The sequence below is a fragment of the Reinekea forsetii genome (assembly GCF_002795845.1).
Classification (GTDB): Bacteria; Pseudomonadota; Gammaproteobacteria; order Pseudomonadales; family Natronospirillaceae; genus Reinekea; species Reinekea forsetii.
Genome location: NZ_CP011797.1, coordinates 1,517,182 through 1,535,491, shown reverse-complemented (window position 1 = coordinate 1,535,491; position 18,310 = coordinate 1,517,182). Strand labels below are relative to the sequence as shown.

At 50.2% G+C, this 18,310-nt stretch carries 16 protein-coding genes; 5 read left to right on the top strand and 11 right to left on the bottom strand.

Features of this window, described 5'->3' with window-relative positions; genetic code table 11:
- Positions 1 to 36: 36 nt before the first annotated feature.
- Positions 37 to 1,017, bottom strand: a complete 981-nt coding sequence (locus REIFOR_RS07125) for a DUF4062 domain-containing protein (RefSeq protein WP_145980252.1) — start codon at positions 1,015 to 1,017, stop codon at positions 37 to 39.
- Between the two features lie 184 nt (positions 1,018 to 1,201).
- Positions 1,202 to 1,810 (bottom strand): NUDIX hydrolase, encoded by a 609-nt coding sequence (locus REIFOR_RS07120; protein ID WP_158524314.1) that lies wholly within the window; start codon positions 1,808 to 1,810, stop codon positions 1,202 to 1,204.
- 206 nt (positions 1,811 to 2,016) lie between these two features.
- Here REIFOR_RS07120 and REIFOR_RS07115 point away from each other — a divergent pair, with 206 nt between their 5' ends.
- Together REIFOR_RS07115 and REIFOR_RS07110 are read left to right on the top strand one after the other, a co-directional pair.
- Positions 2,017 to 2,553 (top strand): NUDIX hydrolase, encoded by a 537-nt coding sequence (locus REIFOR_RS07115; RefSeq protein WP_100256902.1) that lies wholly within the window; start codon positions 2,017 to 2,019, stop codon positions 2,551 to 2,553.
- 225 nt (positions 2,554 to 2,778) lie between these two features.
- A complete protein-coding gene (locus REIFOR_RS07110) occupies positions 2,779 to 3,555 on the top strand; it encodes a hypothetical protein (protein ID WP_100256901.1) in 777 nt (258 codons plus the stop codon).
- Between the two features lie 69 nt (positions 3,556 to 3,624).
- On the opposite strand, the gene REIFOR_RS07105 is transcribed toward REIFOR_RS07110, so the two are convergent.
- Positions 3,625 to 4,071, bottom strand: a complete 447-nt coding sequence (locus REIFOR_RS07105; protein WP_100256900.1) for a hypothetical protein — start codon at positions 4,069 to 4,071, stop codon at positions 3,625 to 3,627.
- 460 nt (positions 4,072 to 4,531) lie between these two features.
- On the opposite strand from REIFOR_RS07105, the gene glgC reads away from it, so the two are divergent.
- Both glgC and REIFOR_RS07095 read left to right on the top strand, forming a co-directional pair.
- Positions 4,532 to 5,770, top strand: a complete 1,239-nt coding sequence (gene glgC, locus REIFOR_RS07100; RefSeq protein WP_100256899.1) for a glucose-1-phosphate adenylyltransferase — start codon at positions 4,532 to 4,534, stop codon at positions 5,768 to 5,770.
- Between the two features lie 7 nt (positions 5,771 to 5,777).
- A complete protein-coding gene (locus REIFOR_RS07095; RefSeq protein ID WP_100256898.1) occupies positions 5,778 to 7,262 on the top strand; it encodes a glycogen synthase in 1,485 nt (494 codons plus the stop codon).
- A gap of 99 nt (positions 7,263 to 7,361) precedes the next feature.
- On the opposite strand, the gene REIFOR_RS07090 is transcribed toward REIFOR_RS07095, so the two are convergent.
- Both REIFOR_RS07090 and tadA read right to left on the bottom strand, forming a co-directional pair.
- Positions 7,362 to 8,558: an MFS transporter gene (locus REIFOR_RS07090; protein ID WP_145980251.1), complete on the bottom strand. Its 1,197-nt coding sequence runs from the start codon at positions 8,556 to 8,558 to the stop codon at positions 7,362 to 7,364.
- A 28-nt stretch (positions 8,559 to 8,586) separates the two neighbouring features.
- Positions 8,587 to 9,087 carry a tRNA adenosine(34) deaminase TadA gene (gene tadA, locus REIFOR_RS07085; protein WP_100256896.1) on the bottom strand — a complete coding sequence of 167 codons (501 nt, stop codon included), beginning with the start codon at positions 9,085 to 9,087 and terminating at the stop codon, positions 8,587 to 8,589.
- Positions 9,088 to 9,727: 640 nt separating this feature from the next.
- Here tadA and REIFOR_RS07080 point away from each other — a divergent pair.
- On the top strand, positions 9,728 to 10,789 hold the full coding sequence (locus REIFOR_RS07080) for a ligand-gated ion channel (RefSeq protein ID WP_145980250.1): 1,062 nt from the start codon (positions 9,728 to 9,730) through the stop codon (positions 10,787 to 10,789).
- 363 nt (positions 10,790 to 11,152) lie between these two features.
- Here the strand turns inward: REIFOR_RS07080 and REIFOR_RS07075 are convergent, their stop codons facing one another.
- The 6 genes from REIFOR_RS07075 to REIFOR_RS07050 form a co-directional block, all read right to left on the bottom strand.
- Positions 11,153 to 11,584, bottom strand: coding sequence for a DUF6641 family protein (locus REIFOR_RS07075; protein WP_100256894.1), 432 nt, complete (start codon positions 11,582 to 11,584; stop codon positions 11,153 to 11,155).
- 62 nt (positions 11,585 to 11,646) lie between these two features.
- On the bottom strand, positions 11,647 to 12,348 hold the full coding sequence (locus REIFOR_RS07070; protein ID WP_100256893.1) for a hypothetical protein: 702 nt from the start codon (positions 12,346 to 12,348) through the stop codon (positions 11,647 to 11,649).
- Positions 12,341 to 14,275 (bottom strand): acyltransferase family protein, encoded by a 1,935-nt coding sequence (locus tag REIFOR_RS07065; RefSeq protein ID WP_100256892.1) that lies wholly within the window; start codon positions 14,273 to 14,275, stop codon positions 12,341 to 12,343. The genes REIFOR_RS07070 and REIFOR_RS07065 overlap by 8 nt, the downstream gene beginning before the upstream one ends.
- Before the next feature lie 42 nt (positions 14,276 to 14,317).
- On the bottom strand, positions 14,318 to 14,470 hold the full coding sequence (locus REIFOR_RS07060) for an H-NS histone family protein (protein ID WP_100256891.1): 153 nt from the start codon (positions 14,468 to 14,470) through the stop codon (positions 14,318 to 14,320).
- 233 nt (positions 14,471 to 14,703) lie between these two features.
- Positions 14,704 to 16,256 (bottom strand): IS3 family transposase gene (locus REIFOR_RS07055; RefSeq protein WP_405124658.1). Its coding sequence is split into 2 segments (ribosomal slippage): positions 14,704 to 15,788 and positions 15,788 to 16,256, totalling 1,554 coding nucleotides; the frame shifts between segments, so codons are not numbered across the junction.
- An 86-nt stretch (positions 16,257 to 16,342) separates the two neighbouring features.
- On the bottom strand, positions 16,343 to 18,082 hold the full coding sequence (locus REIFOR_RS07050) for an alpha/beta hydrolase (protein ID WP_100256889.1): 1,740 nt from the start codon (positions 18,080 to 18,082) through the stop codon (positions 16,343 to 16,345).
- Positions 18,083 to 18,310: the final 228 nt, after the last annotated feature.

Here is an 18,310-nt window from a genome sequence, read left to right as displayed (position 1 = left end):
AGGCCGGCGTTGGCGCGCCGACCTGCGCCGCTAGCCCTAGCGTTGCAGCGCGATCAGCTCGCCATTGTCGGTCAATTGCCAGCGACCGTGGTGGTCGAAACTGATCAGCCCCAAGGCCCGCAAGCGCGTTTTCAATTCGTCAAACGAGGCCTGATCGATGCGGATATCGGACACGGCATGGCTACCACTCCAGGCGCGTTTGGCCTGATGCAGCACTCGCTCATGCAATCGGCTGGCGACCAGAGCGCGCAAGCGCGTCTCACTGGTCGGTGACAACAGGGTGGCCGAGGTCCATTGAAAGACCTCTGCTAAATCCATAGCCAAGACCCCGTCAAAGGGTTTGAGTCGGCCCTCTCGGAAGGCATTACATTGGTAAGCGACCCGCCAGGGCCGATGGTCCGCAGCAAAGCTGAGCGCGGACCCGTCATCCTGGCTGGCCAACACTTTGAGCCTGTGCTCCAGTTGACGGATTTGGTTACGTAATTGCCGGACCAGATGATCTTCTTGAGGGTTAATGGCCTTCAGCAGCGGCTGAAGATCGGCCTTGAGCCAGCCCAAAGAGGGGTAGGTTTCAAACAGCTGCTCCAGTCCCAGTTCGACGGCATCGCGCAGACTGTCGGCGTCGTGCCAGTAATAGATTAGGCCACTGGTGAGCGAGCTGATCAGCCCATCGAGCCGCTTCTGTTCAAACGGATCCCTGCTGCTGCGCTCGCCGCGGTAAATTAGGCTCAGAACCGGTTTGCGGGTGGCTTGGGCGGTATTATAGAGGGTATGAATAAAGCCAACGCCGCGTTCGGTTAGCGGGCCGTATTCGGTGCCGATCAGCAGCAAAACGTAATCGGCGTCGGCCATCGCGTGCAGATTGAGTTTATGAATGTAATTGGCGGGGATAGCAGGATAGGCCAAGCCGACCGGGACAGCGCCCTGCCCGACAATGGCTTCTTGGACCACTTTTCGTTCGCTGTCCTGGTGCCGCTCTAACGCGGCCACCAGTACCATCATTCGTCTTTCTGACATTTACAAGTACGCGGTCCTTATCCGGTATAGGCCCCGGTCGGTGGCCGACAGCGGGGCGGGCTGGGCCAACATCCATTAACCATTAACTATTAACTATTAACCATTCCCCAATACCCATTACCCATTAACCATTAACCATTAACCATTACCCATTACCCATCAGGCTGCTCTGGGTGCAGCCATGTTAGCCAATAACCGGCACATTGGCGCTGGCAAAGTCGGGCGTTGGCCACTGGCTGCCTTCGAGCAGATTGATCAATTCGAGTAAAATCATCGCCGTTAAACCCCAGATATGCTTGCCCTGATAGTGAAAGTGCGGGATTTGAATTTCAATACCGTGCCGGTGGGTGACCTGCATCTGGGGCGCCTGGCTGGCAAAAAAAGACCAGGGTACGGTAAATATTTCCGCTATTTCATCTGGGCTGGGCTGGGCGCCGTCGGCCGATTCGGCCAGACCGACAAACGGGTGCACCAAAACGCCGTTCTTGGACAGGGTAGTCGATAAGGCACCGATGACCTCAAAGCGGGCCGGTTCAAGCCCGATCTCTTCGAAGGTTTCCCGCAAGGCCGTGTGCGCCAGCGAGCGATCGATGGCCTCGACCATACCGCCGGGAAACGACACTTCGCCCGGATGGCTATTGAGGTGTGCAGCGCGCACCGTTAACAAGACTGAGGGTTCCGGGTACAGAATCAAGGGCACCAACACGGCGGCTTGCAGCCCGTCTGAGCTAAAGGTGTGTGGCTGGTAGTCAGCAAAACCCTGCTTTAGGCGCTGGTCGAATTTGAGCGGCATATTCATAGCCCTAAGAATGGCACAAAAAAACGCGCTGCACATGGTTTTTAGCGACTATCGGTCGGCATTCTGGCTATTGTTAACGCTCTTTTGCGGCGCCATGCTTGGCTAACTGGGCCGCCACAGCAAGGCGTGCTCGGCCAACGCTATCAAGGCGCTGGCTTTATTGCTACCCTTGGCTAAAGTTCTGTCAATCCGAGGAAGTCATGAATTTCTGTCCAGATTGCGGTCACGCCGTCGATCACCGCATACCCGAGGATGACAATCGGCTGCGTTACGTGTGCAGCCAATGCGCAACCGTCCATTACCAAAACCCTCGCCTGATTACCGGCACCTTGCCTGTCGCGCCCGATGGCCGGGTGTTGCTCTGTTGCCGCAATATCGAGCCGCGTAAAGACTACTGGACCCTGCCGGGTGGCTTTATGGAAAATGGTGAAACCACACTCGCCGGGGCGTTGCGCGAAACCTACGAAGAGGCCCGGGTCAGCGCCATCAATCCACGGCTATTGAGTGTGATCAGCTTGCCGGCTTATGACCAGGTGCACCTTTTCTACCTGGTCGACATGCCCGATTTCAGCTTTGCCACGACGCCGGAAAGCCATACGGTGCAATTGTTTAGCCGCGATGAGATCCCCTGGGATCGATTGGCGTTTCGCACCGTAGAACACACCCTGAAACACTACCTGCAGCAGGCATCAAGCACGACCAACCCGTCGGTGCTCAATGATCATATCAGGCTCTAATTAACACCCCTCCTCAGAGACCTCAGCCCTGCCAAGGGCTGCTACAACAATGCATGCGCCCGCGTCAGACCGACGTATTGATCAATATGAACGCAATCAGGGGTTCACTTTTCGCCGCATCGGCCGTTACAATAGTTTCACCGTTCCTTTTTAGGTAACCGCCGTCCTTAGCCACAGAGACGATCGGTCATCTTTAGACCAGAACCAACCGAGAAGACCGGCACTATGGATAATGACAATCTAATATTCACTCTCACGGCCGTAGCGGTCGTAATCTTCGTCCTGGTCGGAATGTTGGTGTCTCAGTCACGCCACAAGGCCCTTGTAGCCCGCAACGATAAGATCAAGAAGCTTACTCTGCAGCAGCGTCAGGTGCAGAATTTACTGCGCTCGCTGCCAGCCAACTATTTATCCATGGAATTACGAGATTTCCTCTATCAGGCCGTGCTGCAAAACCTAAAGAGCCATGCCGAACTAGCACCCGATCGTAGCAGGTTCATCCGAGAAGACTATGAGCAGTTCAAGGCTGAACGGGAGAAAGTCAAACTGGATCCGCCAGAACCCATCCATATCCTAATGTCAGTAGACCAGGCCAGTATTTACCGCAGCCTACTGAAGTCTCTGCACCAGTTTATTCGTAATAATTTTGTCACCGGTCGACTCGAGAAAGCTTATGCTGAAAACCTGCTAAAACAGGTGGCCCTCAAATTGGTTGAAACCGCGGCGGATTTTTTCACCCTGACGGCTCGAGAATTTCGCAAGAAAAAAAAATACCGCCAGACCACTCACGCGTTCCAAAAAGCACTCGATGCGATAAAAACCTCACCCTTTGCAAACGAGTTCAAAGCGGAAAGTTTCAAGATTCAATCGGAGTTGACCGAGCAGGTTGATGAGTGGAACCTCCTGCGCGATGCCGAACGAGAAGCAGCCCAGGCCAAGCTCGATGAAGAATTAGCGGCGGTTGAAGACGAAGAGAACAGCTGGAAGAAAAAGCGCATTTAGCCTGGGCTTGAACAGTTTGGTGGGTTGCTGCGGCACCCATATGGGCCGCGCCCAACTCATTGCGCTCTATTAGCGTTCGTTACGCGGTTGCAGATCGAAACTGAGTGGGGCATTCAGTTGCATGACAAAGGTTGTGCCGCCGGCCACAGCAAAGGGCAGGCAATTATCTTCGCGGCAGGTACCGGTTGACTCGATCGTACCGGAGGGTATGGTTTCAAGCACTTCTTGCGCCGGACCCACACAGACCATCTTACCCGGTGTCAAAATCACCGGCTGCTGACTCAAGTCGATCCCGACCGACCACAGGCATTGCTCCAGCACTCTGAGATCACCGCCACTGTCCGCAGCTACCGTCGGTTTGACCGTGACCAGGCCACTTTCAAGCAATTCTTGATCGAATAGAGTGGTACCCACCAGTTCGGCGGCATCGATCCGATATAGGCTCTCTGCCTGAACCAATCCCAGACAAGCAACAGAGATTGCCAATATCAAAGCCGGTTTATGACAACGGGGCATTAGCGAGACTCCTAAGGTTGCACTACAGGTTGAGTCGATATAATACCAGAAGCGCTCACCGGTTCGGCAATTTCGTTCGCTATTTTGCACCCGAATCGCCAGTTTGGGCTCTGTTTACCCCTAGTCGACACTATCCATACGCACTGGGGAATTGTATCCTTGGTCAAGTCGCAAATTTCTCAGCGGAGTTGGCCCGAATCTTATGTATATTCGTCTTATTATCTTTTTAGTGTTTGCCGCCATAATTATATATGGCTTGGTTTGGTATGACCTCAACCGAGATGAGCCGTGGGATTCACCGGTGTTTTTTAGTGAAAACAGTATAAATCCGACTGATCTGGGTATAGAGTCATTTAGATCGTCTAATATTAGAGTACAAACTGCGTTCGGCTAATAACAACAAGCGGTCGCGGCGCACTGCAGCTAGATCATCGACTAAAAACGACTAAAAGGATCCCTCATGTCAGGAATACTCTCTATGGTTCTGGCCGGTGGTGAAGGTACCCGCTTGGCGCCCTTGACGTCAGTCCGTGCCAAACCCGCGGTTCCCTTCGGCGGCAACTACCGGATTATCGACTTTGTACTCAATAACTTTGTTAACTCCGACCTATTGCAGATTTTTGTCCTAACCCAATTTAAGTCTCACTCGCTCAACAAACACATGAGCCGTCGCTGGCAAATTAGCGGCCTGACTAACCGATTTATCGATACTATTCCCGCGCAAATGCAGATGGGTAAGCACTGGTATCAGGGTACGGCCGATGCGATCTATCAAAATATTAATCTAGTCGAGGGTCTGGATCCGGAAGTGGTCTGTGTCTTTGGTGGCGATCACATCTACAAGATGGATATCCGCCAGATGATTGAATTTCATCGTGGCTTTAACCACGCCAAACTGACGGTGGCCGCCATTCCAGTGCCCCTGGCACAATCCGACCAATTCGGAGTGATTGAGGTCGACGCCGATTTTCGCATGGTCGGCTTTCAAGAAAAGCCCGCTGCGAGCGATGCCAAGACCATTCCAGGCCGGCCCGACTTTGTCTTGGCCTCCATGGGCAACTACGTTTTTGATGCCAAGCAACTGGTCGAGAGCCTCAAAGCCGATGCCGAAGAACGCGATTCGCTGCACGACTTCGGCCATAACATTATCCCAGCCCTATTCCCTACCGGAGATGTCTACGTATACGACTTTTCCTCCAATTCCATCCGCGGCGAACCGGAAGGCACCAACGGTTACTGGCGTGACGTGGGCACCATCGACTCACTCTATGAAGCCAATATGGATCTGCTGGAGATTATTCCCCCGATCGATCTCTATAATCGCCACTGGCCGATGCGCAGTTATCACCCCGCCGTACCGCCGGCTAAGTTTGTGCATAACTCAGACCAGCGCCGGGGCCAGGCGATTGACTCCATTGTCGCCGCCGGCTCGATCGTCTCTGGCAGCAGCGTGTTGCATTCGATCTTGGGCTACAACACCCATGCCCACAGCCACGCCCATATCGAAAACAGCGTCTTGCTGGGCAATACCGATGTCGGCCGTGACTGTCGCATCAAAAACGCCATTATCGATAAGAATGTGACCTTAGCACCGGGCACCATCATTGGTGAAGATGCCGCCATGGATCGAGAACGCTTCCATGTATCCCCCAACGGCATAGTAGTCATCCCCAAGGGTGCCCGCGTCGGGTTTGAATGAGACAACAATGAAAATCCTTTTTATCGCCTCCGAAGTGGAAGGCTTGGTTAAGACCGGCGGGTTGGCGGATGTCGCCTACGCCTTACCGAAAGAACTGCAGAGATTGGGGCATGACGTCAGGATAGTGATGCCCGCCTACCGGTCTTTGAACGACATCTGGATGCAGTGGCCCAAACGGCAGTTCAGCACCAAGATCAGTTATTTCAATACCGAAACGGTCGATGCTCGCTACGGCGAGCACGAAGACCTGCCGATTATCGCCATCGATCACCCGGCAAGCTTCGACCGCAATGGTATCTATGATGACGGCCACGACGCCTTTTATGACAATCCCTATCGCTTTACCGTGATGACTAAGGCCGCGCTGGACTGGTGTAAACTGGAAAACTGGCAGCCCGATATTGTTCATGCCAACGACTGGCAGTCGTCCTTGGCAGGCTTCTTTTTACAGGAGCATTATCGCCACGATCCCTTCTTCAGTGCCACCCGCTCGGTCTTATCGATTCACAATGGCGCCTACCAGATGCATTGTGATCCGAAATGGCTGGCCCAGGTTGGCATTGACCAACGCTTTTATAACCCGAGTGATTTCGAAGATAATGGTCATCTCAATATGCTCAAGGGTGCCCTGGGCTTTGCCGATGGCGTAACCACCGTCAGTCCTGGCTATGCCGCAGAGTTAACCACCCCCATCGGCGGCCATGGTATTGACTTCAAGTTCCGCAATCTGCATCGGCCTATTGTCGGCATCCTCAATGGCTGCGATTATGATCAGTGGAACCCGGAAACGGACCCATGGCTGCTGGCTCAGTTTGCCACGCCGGACGATGGCGGCAAGGCGCGTTGTAAGCTCGGATTGCAACGAGAGATGGGCTTAAGCATCGATGCCAAGGTGCCTCTTTTGGCTACCATCTGCCGCCTTGTGGATCAAAAGGGTATCACGTACCTGATTCCGGTCTTCAAAGAGCTCATGGCCAACCACAATTGCCAGGTGGCCATGCTCGGCTCGGGCGATCCGCTCTTGGTGGCACAGCTTGAACAGATTCAGGCGGAATTCCCCGATCGCTTCCGCTTCGTCAACGGCTATGATGCCGGCTTATCGCATCGCATCGAGGCGGGTTCGGATGCCTTTCTGATGCCGTCAATCTTTGAACCCTGTGGCCTAAACCAAATTTACAGTCTGCGCTATGGCACGGTGCCACTGGTGCGCGAAGTAGGCGGCTTGCAGGATTCGGTGTGCCGCCTGAGCAAGTCGGAGCGCAATCTCAAGAGCGCGACCGGCTTTATGTTCAGTGAGTTGTCGGAAGCGGCCTTGCTTGAGGAGGTGTTGCGTATGCTCAATGTCTATCAGCACAAGCAAACCCAGTGGAAAGCACTGCAGCGCAATGGCATGGCCAAGCGCTTTAGCTGGAAAAAATCGGCCTGTCAGTATCAGGAGTTTTATCGCCTGTTGCTCGATGCGCCAAGGGCCGAACACCCGCTGGCTATCTAGGCCAGGCCACCGGGTCGAAGCATCGACACCGCGCTAAGCGCAATCTACAACCGGATCACCCTTGGCCGTCGGCAATGCCGAAACCCTCTCGCCTCGGTTTTAGGACTGCGGCACTGCAGGCGGCGAGATTTTTTCTGGATCCTTAAAGCCGAACCAGGTCAATAATAGGGCCAGCAGACACCACATCGCCGCCTGTTGGTAGACCAGGCCGGTACCCTGCCATAACCAGCCGGCCAGCAAATTGCCGATAAAGAGGCCGGCACCGGACCCGAACGCTACATACATACCCTGCCCCAGGCTGGCCTTATGCGCCGGAAACAGATGACCGATACGGTGCACCGCGACCGAATGAACCATGCCGAAGGTCACGGCGTGCAGCGTTTGCGATAAGAGCACAATCCCGAAACTGTCGGCAAAACGGGATAAAATCAACCAACGAAACACCGTCAGTAGCAAGGCGAAACTCATCAGATGGCGCTCACTAAAATGAGTAAACAAGCGACTGATATAGATAAAGATGGCGATCTCACACACGGCACCAAAACTGATCAAAAACCCAATGCTGGTGGTCGAAAAGCCCTGCAAACGCAAATACAGATCGAAAAAGGTATTGTAGGGCGCCATACCGATCTGCCAAAAGAGAATAACGGCGAGCAAAATCGCGATCTGCGGCCGGTCGATCGGCAGGCTTGAATGGGCCGTCTCGATCTTGGGTCGCGTCGGTACCGCGGTCTTCTTCTGTTCGGGAATTAGGAAGGTCGACAAAAACATCAGCAACGACAAGACACCGCCGGCCATCGGCAGAATCGCGACCGAATAGGTTTCCAATAAAAACCCCAGAGTCCAGACCACGACCACAAAACCGAGTGAACCCCAGAAGCGGATTTGACCATAGCGGCTGCGCTCCTGCCCGAGAATGGCCAGCGTAATGGCTTCCATTTGCGGCAGAACCGCCGAGAGAAATACACCGAACAGGCCAAAGACAGTGAGGTAATACCAAAAGCCCGAACCGGCCAAGGCCAAGAGGTAGAACACGCCCATCCCGACATACCCCAGACGGATATAGAACAGCCGCCGGCCACTTCGATCGGCGAGAACGCTGAACAGAAAGGGTGCGAAAACATTCACTCCATTAACCACCGCAATAATGGTACTGGCTTCCTGTTCGGTGAGGCCATTGACCGTTAAAAAGCGCGCTATATAGGGCACAAAAACGCCAAACAGCGTGAAGTAGAGCAAGTACATAGGCGAGAGTCGCCAGGCTTTCTCGGTAAAGCTTGAGTTTGCTAGGGGCAAAATGTGTTCCTGTGATTGGGATCAGTCGTTAGGTTTGAGAGCGCTTTTTTTTGAGCAAACTATGCTGCAAGCGTCGCTCTTTAAAGAATCGGCTCATCAATTCAGCGCATTGGCCGCCGAGTATACCGCCTTCGACCGCGAAGTTATGGTTTAGATGGCTCAACTCGCCAATTTTCATAGCCGATTGCACCGCACCGGCCTTGGGCTCGGCGGCACCAAAGACCAACCTTTGAATCCGAGCGTGGACCAGCAGACCGGTACACATGGTGCACGGCTCGACCGTGACATAGAGGGTGCAGTCGACCAAGCGATAATTGCCCAGCCGCTGTGCGGCCTGGCGAATGGCGACCATCTCGGCATGCGCGCTCGGATCGAGGTCGGTAATGGACCGGTTATAGCCTTCCCCGACGATTTCCCCAGCCTGGACCACAACGGCGCCGATAGGAATTTCACCGAGGGCGTAGGCACTCGCCGCCAATTCGAGGGCTCGGGCCATAAAGGCCTCGTGCTCCGAGCGCGCGGCGGTCATCGCAGCCTATACCGGCGGACTAATCTCATTCAGGCGCCCTATTGTTGTTTTCTTGTTTCATATCAATCACTTATGTCACCTTCACTGATGTCAACTGAAGAATAGCTGGGCAATGGTTGTGTGCGTCACCCAAAGACAGACTTTACCATCGACGCATGTTGGCCACCAATGTTTAGCACGCTGAGCAACTGCAACTTTCGTTGGCTTACCTGCTAGAGTTGTAAACCCTTTTTACTGGGCTGCAAACGCTGGAAAACCCGATGCCATGGGCGCATTAGCGCCTCCCCGGCCAGCTAGAACGTCACATCGCGATTAGGGTCGATTACCACAAGCACCGTTACCACCAGTGTATCAATAACATCATGCCCACCGTTGTCTGAGGTGGCCGGGATGACGTTATTACTAAGGCACCGGGAAAAAATCGAAAAACCGATAATTCGTCAACATCGCTTGCAAGATCAACAACACGCGGCATAATGACCAGGTAAAATAATATTTTTTGTGATAATAGTATCGGCCTGAAAACTCAAACCGTCGAATGTCCCATTTTATAAGCAGACGGTCTTGTGTGACGCATCTACCCTATTTGCTCTTCTGGCTTCTGCCGCCAGAAAGCTAAAACCTCAAAATGAGTTAAAATATGAATCAAAAATTAATAAGTGTCCTTTTTGGATTTATTACAGTGATGCTCATCAACGGCCCAGTCTTCGCCAATGAGGCAGAACAAACCGATGCTTTTCCAGTAACGGTAGACCTCATCATGGATGAGGTATCAGATATATCAATTAGCCGCGGTCAGTTTCGGGCAGTTGCGGAGATGCTGCTGTCATGGACCGGCAACAATGTCGGGCTAGTGGGTGCCCCTGAGTCCCGCACCCTGATGGGTGACGCCATTGACAGCTATCTTGCAGAAAATTTTGACCCGGCTATATTTGTAGCAAATGCAGAGGGCCCACGCGAGGTCATGGCCAGATCACTTACCTTGTTTCCCGATGGTCGGGCAGAGTTATTCGAGAAGTTCGCTGTGAAGTTGACTTTTGAGACAGCAATTCCCTCTTATCCTTTTGGCGATTTAGACTTGCATCTTGAGCTGCAGTCGGCCAATCACCCCCTCCCAGGGTTGGCTTTTGAGCCGCGGCATTTTAAATTTGGGCATGAAGAGATTGCCCATGAGGTTGTGAAGGGTAATTGGTATCTCGAAGGTAACCGCTCGGAGGTTGATAGTGTTAAGAGCTTGAGCCACGGTGGAAAGTCCCATTTCTCGGTTGCGGTATTTCATATCAAGGTTGCCCATGATTTCGTGGATGTGGCGCAAAAGATATTAATCCCTTTGCTATCTATTTTGCTGCTTTCTATGTTCATTAATCGATTTAGCGTGATTTACGAAACAGAGGATGGCGGAGACAATGCTAACTGGCGAATAGGCGGTCAATTGACTCTATTATTAACCTTATTTGCTCTAAATTTCTCGCTAGGAGACGATATTCCGGCGACCCATTATTTGACGATGATTGACGCTCTGTTTGTAGCAGTAGGTATCATGGTCGTCTTTGCATTGGTCTGGGGCATCTACGTCATCCACGTGTTTCAAACAGGTCGCGTCGAACTGGGCACCAAACTTGAGCATAAGAGCAACGCGGTCTTCATGGCGTTAGCATTTGTGTTTATGGTATGGGTCTCGGGTTTTGCACTGCTTAATTAGGCATTGGCAATATTTGCCTCGCTGGTAGATTTAAGCTTGGTCAAATATTGCTGTGTTACCTTGAGCACGGTTTTTTTGTGAAACGAAGGTGTAAGTTAAAAATCGCTTAAAATTAATAACTTACACCTTGATGACTACTCCCACTCAGTAGCAACGTGGTTTTTATATTGTTTAATATCAATAACTTATAGCCGCACAATAGCTTGCGTGTAACAAGTGTGTAAGTCACCAATCACTCTGCACGCTTTTTCTACACTTGCGTACCTATTGTAATTCAATAGTTTACGCAATCCGCACTTGCACATTGTACGACGAAGAACGTGCTGAATTATACACGTTCTTCTGTTCGTTTGTTCTTTCTGTTCACTTGTTCTTCAGTGTCAAACGTCTGCCAAACTGCGCTTGTTGCTCAATCAGTGCGTCTAACTCACCAAGTTCAGCAGCTTCTCGCACCTTACGAAGTGTATCAGCTACATCAGCTTCGCTGGCTAGTTCGATGGCATTCTTACCTTTAGAAAACTCTAGTGGCTTGCTTCCGTAGCGCACTACAAGGTTTATTTTACCATCAACGCTAGCTGTCCACCAACGCTTAACACGCTTGGCAACTTCAACTTTGGTTTGTTTACCTTCGTCATCAGTAACCCATTTGTGTTGCGTGGGCGTGTAGTCTTTGTTTGTTGCAAGTTGGATTTGTTCATCTATCTTTGCCATCAACTTACGACGACGAACTGCAATAGGGTTGTTGTTTTGAAGTGGGTTAAATGCAACGAAATTCAGTTTATCAAGTACAGTCATAACAGCCTCCTAGTTAGCTAAAAGCATTGTGCTTTCAGAGTTAGGTGGCTGTCATCCGAAGATTAGTCGTCAGCGTTCAAAAACTTTTCTAGCATAAAACTATCACCTTTGGACGGTACTACTGTGTCTCTCCCAATATTATCGATTGCACGTTCAACAACACTTATTTTTACGTCTATCTTCTTCACTAAACGACTATCATTACGCAGCTTTTCTATACTGCGTGATGTAACCAAGCGAGGTAAGTTGCCAAGGCTTGCATCAATTAAACTACTGTGTCCAAAGTCTAAATTCCTATCAAACCAAATCTGTAAGCTAGCATCAGCTGCGACAATTTCTTGCAGTATCTCTAGTGAATCTTCACATAAGCTTTCGCACTTGTTGTCCAACTTATATGCTGCAGCCTTCTTACCCTTTCGATGGTAAGTATCAGAACGATTACGCATCATAATCGCTTCTTTCAGCTTATCCTCGTATCGTTTCAATTCGCTTGGTTTATCTTTAAGTTCTTCTCGTATTTCAAGCTGTTCTTGCCATTCTACATCAACTTGTTCGTACTCATCGTCACTTAACCAAGTTTGAAGCTGACGGTTTTGCACGTTTTCTCCACGCTTTAACTTTGCTGCTATAACTTCAAGTTTAGATAGTCGCCTTTGCTCTTCAGCTGTAAGTTTGCGACGTGGATTAGATTTACCAATCCGTTCTTGCAGTAACTTGCGAAAGTTACCACTTACTTTTTTCTTACTGTCAAACCGCTCACTCATTAGATAGAAAGTCTAGAAGTGGGTTAACTAGCAAGGAGCTACCACTAAGTGATAAGTGATCATCATCATAGTAGAACGACGCATTTTCCGTACCAATATTGCAATAAAACTCGCCACAGAATGTCTCAGTAAAGTCCATAAGCGTCACACTTTCTGCCTCAAACAGATTTGTTACATAGCTCTGAAGCAATAGGTGTTGTGAGCGAGCAACGGAGCTTTCGGAAAGACTTTTTCCACTTAAGTCACTACTGGCGTATATGTCTAAAGGTTCACTTATTTGTTGTGGAATTTGTGGTACTACTATGACATTCACACCAATTTCATTGTAAGCAGTAAGTGTTTCACGTAATCCACGCTCAAACGCTAATTTTGAAAGTTCGTGCGTACGTTCATCAGTCTCGCTGAAGCCTATATATGAAAAATTATCACCTTCATAGCCTCCGTCTGTGTAGTACGTCCATCTTGCAACAAGAATTAATGTATCTACCGCATTATCTTTAATGTAATCAAACACACGTCTGTTTAACTCATTGCAATTGTTCTCAAGCTGATCGTTTCGTAATGAATGGATACCTAAGAATGGAGTACACCCACTTGTACCAGTGAAAAGTCCGCCTTTGTTGATTTGGGATAATGCATCGTCAATAGCTGGTAAAAAGCTAAGAGAGTGACTATCACCAAAAACAAAAATATTTTTCTGTGAAGAGTTTGAACCTATATCGCAGAACCAATTAGGCTGTTTAATTACGTCTTTTCCAAAACACTCTCGGCTCCGTTCGCTTCTTGAAAGCGAAGTATACACCGAGTCGGAAATATTGAATCTATCTCTGTAGCCTTCATTTATGTGTCCGTTGTAGCCAAGTAACAAAAATCCCAATAACCCAACTGTAGAAAAAAAGAAGATACCTTTTTTGGTAATTCTTGTTTTTTGTCGGAACGGCTTTTCAATGTAACGCCAACTGATGTAAGCCAGAAGAATAGAGAGGAAACTAAGTGCCAACATTAAGAGCAAAGAAGGATATTCTAGCGATCGAATTCGCGCAAAAGCAAACAATGGTTGATGCCAGAGATAAGCTGAATAGCTAATTAAGCCAAGTCCAACAAATCCTCTAGTACTAAGCAATTTAGCAGCAATGGTTTCTTTATCTGCATACAATACTAAAAGTACCACACCAAGCACTGGCACCAAGGCGTACACACTAGGAAACGGAGTACTTTCATCGTAAGCAAAGATTGAAAAGATAATTGCTGCCAAGCCAAGTAGTGCTAGAAAATTATTCTTTTGCACACCATTCTTCTGCACAATAAATGCAGCGATGGAGCCAGCAAATAACTCCCAAGCACGTGTAGGTGCTAGATAAAAGTTTGCAGTTGCCTTGTTACGCCAACCCCATTCACTTAACAGCAAACTGATTGAAGCCATCACTACAATCATCCAAAATACTCGGTTCTTGCCGTATCGCCAGGCTAGAAAAAGAAAGATAGGGAATAGCACGTAGTACTGCTCTTCGACAGCTAAGCTCCACGTATGTAGTAACGGTTTTTCTTCAGCAGCTGCATCGAAGTAACCACTTTTTCGCCAAAATAGTACGTTTGATGCAAATAGACTGACTGCTACTAAACTTTGCGAAAAGTCTTTCATTTGAATAGGCAGCATCCACATCCAAGCAAACGGAATGCAGACAAACATTACAAAGAAAAGTGCTGGCAATATCCTTCGCGCACGCCTTTCGTAAAAGCTAACGAGGCTGAAACGTTTGTTCTCTAAATCTTCAATAAGTATTGTTGTAATCAAGTAACCACTAATTACAAAGAACACATCAACGCCTACAAAGCCCCCACTAAACAGCTCAAATCCAGCGTGAAAAAGAATCACTGGGACAACAGCTAGTGCTCGCAAGCCGTCTATTTCAGCGCGATATTTCATATAAACAATCCGTTAAGTAGAATTTAGGTTGGAAGGTAAACGTTACTTCTCTTTTGGTTTTCTGCCTTCAGCCAACGCACCCTTAAGCATTCCACTAGTAAAGCCAAACTCTTTGCAAAGACGCTTTACTTCTTTGAGTGCGTTCGTACGTTCGTTCTTCTTTGCTTCAGCCATCTGCTGTTGGATAGTTTCCATTTCAGCTTTAAGTCTTCATAAGATTTCATCACACATCTCCTTTGAATAAGTTTTTGTGTCATTGTATAGATTTTGGGAAAGGTTGGGAAGCACGTTTTTTCTACGTCTAGTGCTGTGTGTTGTAATTAGACAAAAGTATTTGCACAGCGCCTAACTATGCCAGTCAGTCATTGTGTCAACCACACTGCCATACAGCCGGTGTCTTTCAAGGTAGTTGGCACTCTTTTTAGTCATTACGCTGCTTGATCACTCTCACTCTGTATATCATCTGGATTCAATGTAACACTCCCTACAGGCTCACAATTTCGGATATCGCCCGACCAGCGATACGGCTTGGCTTTTTTCGCCGCCGTTATGACCTTTTTTCGGTTCAATAATATGCCCCCGTCTTGACCTGCATGACGCTGGGCTGGCGTGACAAAGTTAATCTTGCTGTGCTTATGTTTCTCGTTATACCAAACCACAAAGTTCTCCACCCAGTCGCGCGCTTCGGTCAACCCGGCAAAGCCAGATGAGGGCCATTCGGGACGGTATTTTAAGGTCCTGAACAATGCCTCTGAGTAGGGGTTGTCATTGCTCACGCGCGGCCGACTGTAAGACGACAGCACACCCAGTTCTTCCAGCTTGGCTTTCATCGTGAGGGCCTTCATCGGTGCACCGTTATCCGAGTGCAGCACCAGGGGCTTGTTAAAGCTTTGCTCGCGCAACATGCAGCGCTGGACCAATTCCGCAGCCAGCTCACCACACTCTCGATCATGGACTTCATAGCCCACGATCTTGCGACTGTAAATATCTTCAAATAGGTAAAGGTAGTAAAACTGACCCTTTACTCTTGAGGCCAAATAGGTGATATCCCACGACCAAAGTTGATTGGGCCCTGAGGCCGTATGGCTGGTCGGCTTCCCTGTTTTGGTTGGTGCTTTACTCCGGCCGCGATGATGTAGCTGATTGTGTGCCTTCAAAATACGGTAGAAACTCGCTTCCGATGCGAGGTAGATACCCTCGTCTAACAGCGTTGGGACCAGCTGTGACGGCGGTAAACTGGCATATTGAGGCTCATTACTCACCGCTAAGATCACCTGCGTTTCCTGCTCACTGATTTTATTGGCTGGCACCGGCCGACTGGCCAGTGGCCGCTGGTCCATGCCAACCAGACCCGCTCGGTACCAACGACGATAGGTCCTGAGGCTCAACTCAGCTTCCTCGCAGGCGCGACTCAGGCGAGCCCCACTGTTCGTGGCCTGGTGTATTAATGCTACCGTGGCGATGCGCTCGGGCAGTGGCGTTAGCTCTCCTCGCCGCCGTCCTCCCAGAGCGCATTGAGCTTTTTTCGTAACACTAACAAAGCCACCGTTTCGGCCAGCGCCTTTTCCTTGAAGCGAAGATCTTTTTTGAGCAGTTTGATCTCCACCTTGTCCTTCTTGGCTTGGTGTTTGACCGCGCTGCCTTGGGCTTCACTGGTCTGGAATCCCTGGAGACACTCGCTCTTCCAGCGCTGCACCTGCTCAGGATAGAGGCCTTTTGCACGGCAGTACTGGCCCAGCTCAGATGCTGACAACGCAGCCGTTTGGATGACCACTGAGAGCTTGGCGTCAGCCGTCCAATCGTCGGCAGATAACGTCTTTCCTGGCACAGGCATTCCTTGTTGTTTGGCGGTATCGCGCCAATTATAAAGGGTTTTTAACGATATGTGTTCCTGCCGGGCAATCTGGGCCACAGTGACGTTGTGGGGTGGCAACATTTTCTTCAAGATCGATTCTTTCCGTTCTGCTGAATATCGAGCCATTCCGTTCTCATTAACCGCCCCCTGATCTGGTTTTAGGTGGAATCTAGAGGGTGACAACTATCCTGACACAGGGGGAGCCTTTGACCCTATAGATCCAGCCCAGTGAAAAGATGCAAATAGATATCCCCAAAGCGGGCCGCCCAGGCCGCCTCATTGTGCTGACCGCCCTCGATAGTGCGGCAGGTCACCTCGCTAAAGGGCACCTGCAAGGCACCACACATCTTAGTATTACTCTGCACCAGCAGTTCCGGCGTGGTATAGCTGAGCTGCTCATCGGTACCGATATCGGTATAGACGCGCATCGGAAGGCTCGGATCCGCCGCCCGCACGTAATCGCGCAACTCATAACCGTTCATCGGATTGTCCAACGCCACCAGGGACACCGCCGCAATCTTGGAAAAGTGGGTCTGATAACGAACACCCGTATAGATCGCCATATAGGCGCCCATTGAGCTGCCGGCAATGCCGGTGTTGTCGCGATCGGTCAGGGTACGATATCGGCTATTGATCAAGGGCATCAAGCTGTCGACCACAAAGGCAGCGTGTTGAGCCCCCTTAGCATCGATAAAGCCCAAACTCGGGTGGGTCCAATCCCACCCGGTATATTCTTGATAACGCTGCTGAGCGTTCGGTGCACTGTCAATACCCACTACAATTACGCCCTCGTGCTCGCCCGTGCTGTAAAGCAAATCAAGTATCTCATCGGCATACCACTCGTTACCGAAGGCACTGGTGTTCTTATCGAACAGGTTATGGCCATCGTGCATATAGAGCACCGGATAGTCTCGTTCACTGACGTCGTAATCGGTCGGTAACAGCACGCGCACCTTACGGCTAATATTGCCCAATTGCGGCATCCTGACATCTAAGATGCGCACATCGCCCAATACGGTATTTTCGGGTCCGTTACAGGCATCGCCTACTATGGTGGCGAGTTTGTCGGCTTCGATAATCTTAGTATTGCGATTAAAGCGGATGCGATATTCGGCACAGTCGTCGACCGTAAAGTCGAGCGCCGGATAGGTGTCCAGCCAATCACCGAAATGGTCGATCTTAAAGCGCGCAGGGCTGGCCTGATTTTTAAAGGCGACGGTAAGTTCGTAATGGTCGGTTGCGCCGATTTGCGTCAACCTAGTGCTCTGCCAATTATTCGCGGTGCCGCGGAAAAACCAGTCGTCATCGCCCGGCTCACTGCACGCACCGGTCAGAATGTCGCGTAGCTTGGTGGCGACGATGGTTTTCAGCACGCTATCGAATACAATTTCGTACTCGGCGCAATCTTCGATACGAAAATCCAGGGCCGGATAACTTTCCGTCCAGTCGCTGAAGTGATCAATTTTAAAGCGGGCGTCCGCCTCCTGTTTTTCAAAGGCGACATTGAGCGTGAAGTTGTTGGTGCCGGGTATGGCTGACATCACCGTGGCCGCCCAGGCATTTGAGGAGCCGCGATAGAACCAGGCATCGGTAATGCTGCATTCTCCGTCTGTCACCACCCCGACCTTCTCCAATACAATGGCTTTGCTATTGGCGTTAAACAGAATGTTGTATTCACTGCAGGCATCGACCTGTAGATCCTGACTGGGGTAACTTTCGCTCCAGTCGGCAAAGCGATCAATCTTAAAGCGGGCAATGGCTTCTTCCTTATGAAAGTTAAGGTTCAAATGATATTGGCCATTACCCAAGTCCGTCATCGGCTGGGGCTGCCAAGCATTGGCCGTGCCCCGAACAAACCAGTCGGCATAGGCGGTCGGCGCTAGCAGAGTGAGTAGGCCAAGCAACGCCATAGCGGGCCACGATTGCGTTATTTTCGTTATAATTCTAAACATATCAATTCCTTTGCAATGCAGAAAATATTGTTGTTATTTATGTCGAATACCGATCACCCAATAGCGTTTCCATACTGCCCTATTTGATATCGACTCATTTTGACGAGATAAATCCAATCCAACGCACCGTACCACACACCCAACAGAGATTATGGGGTGGCGTTATAGCTTGCGTATTAAACTCAGCTTAAAAAGCTCCCAATAAAATTGAACTAGTCTACCCGCCAC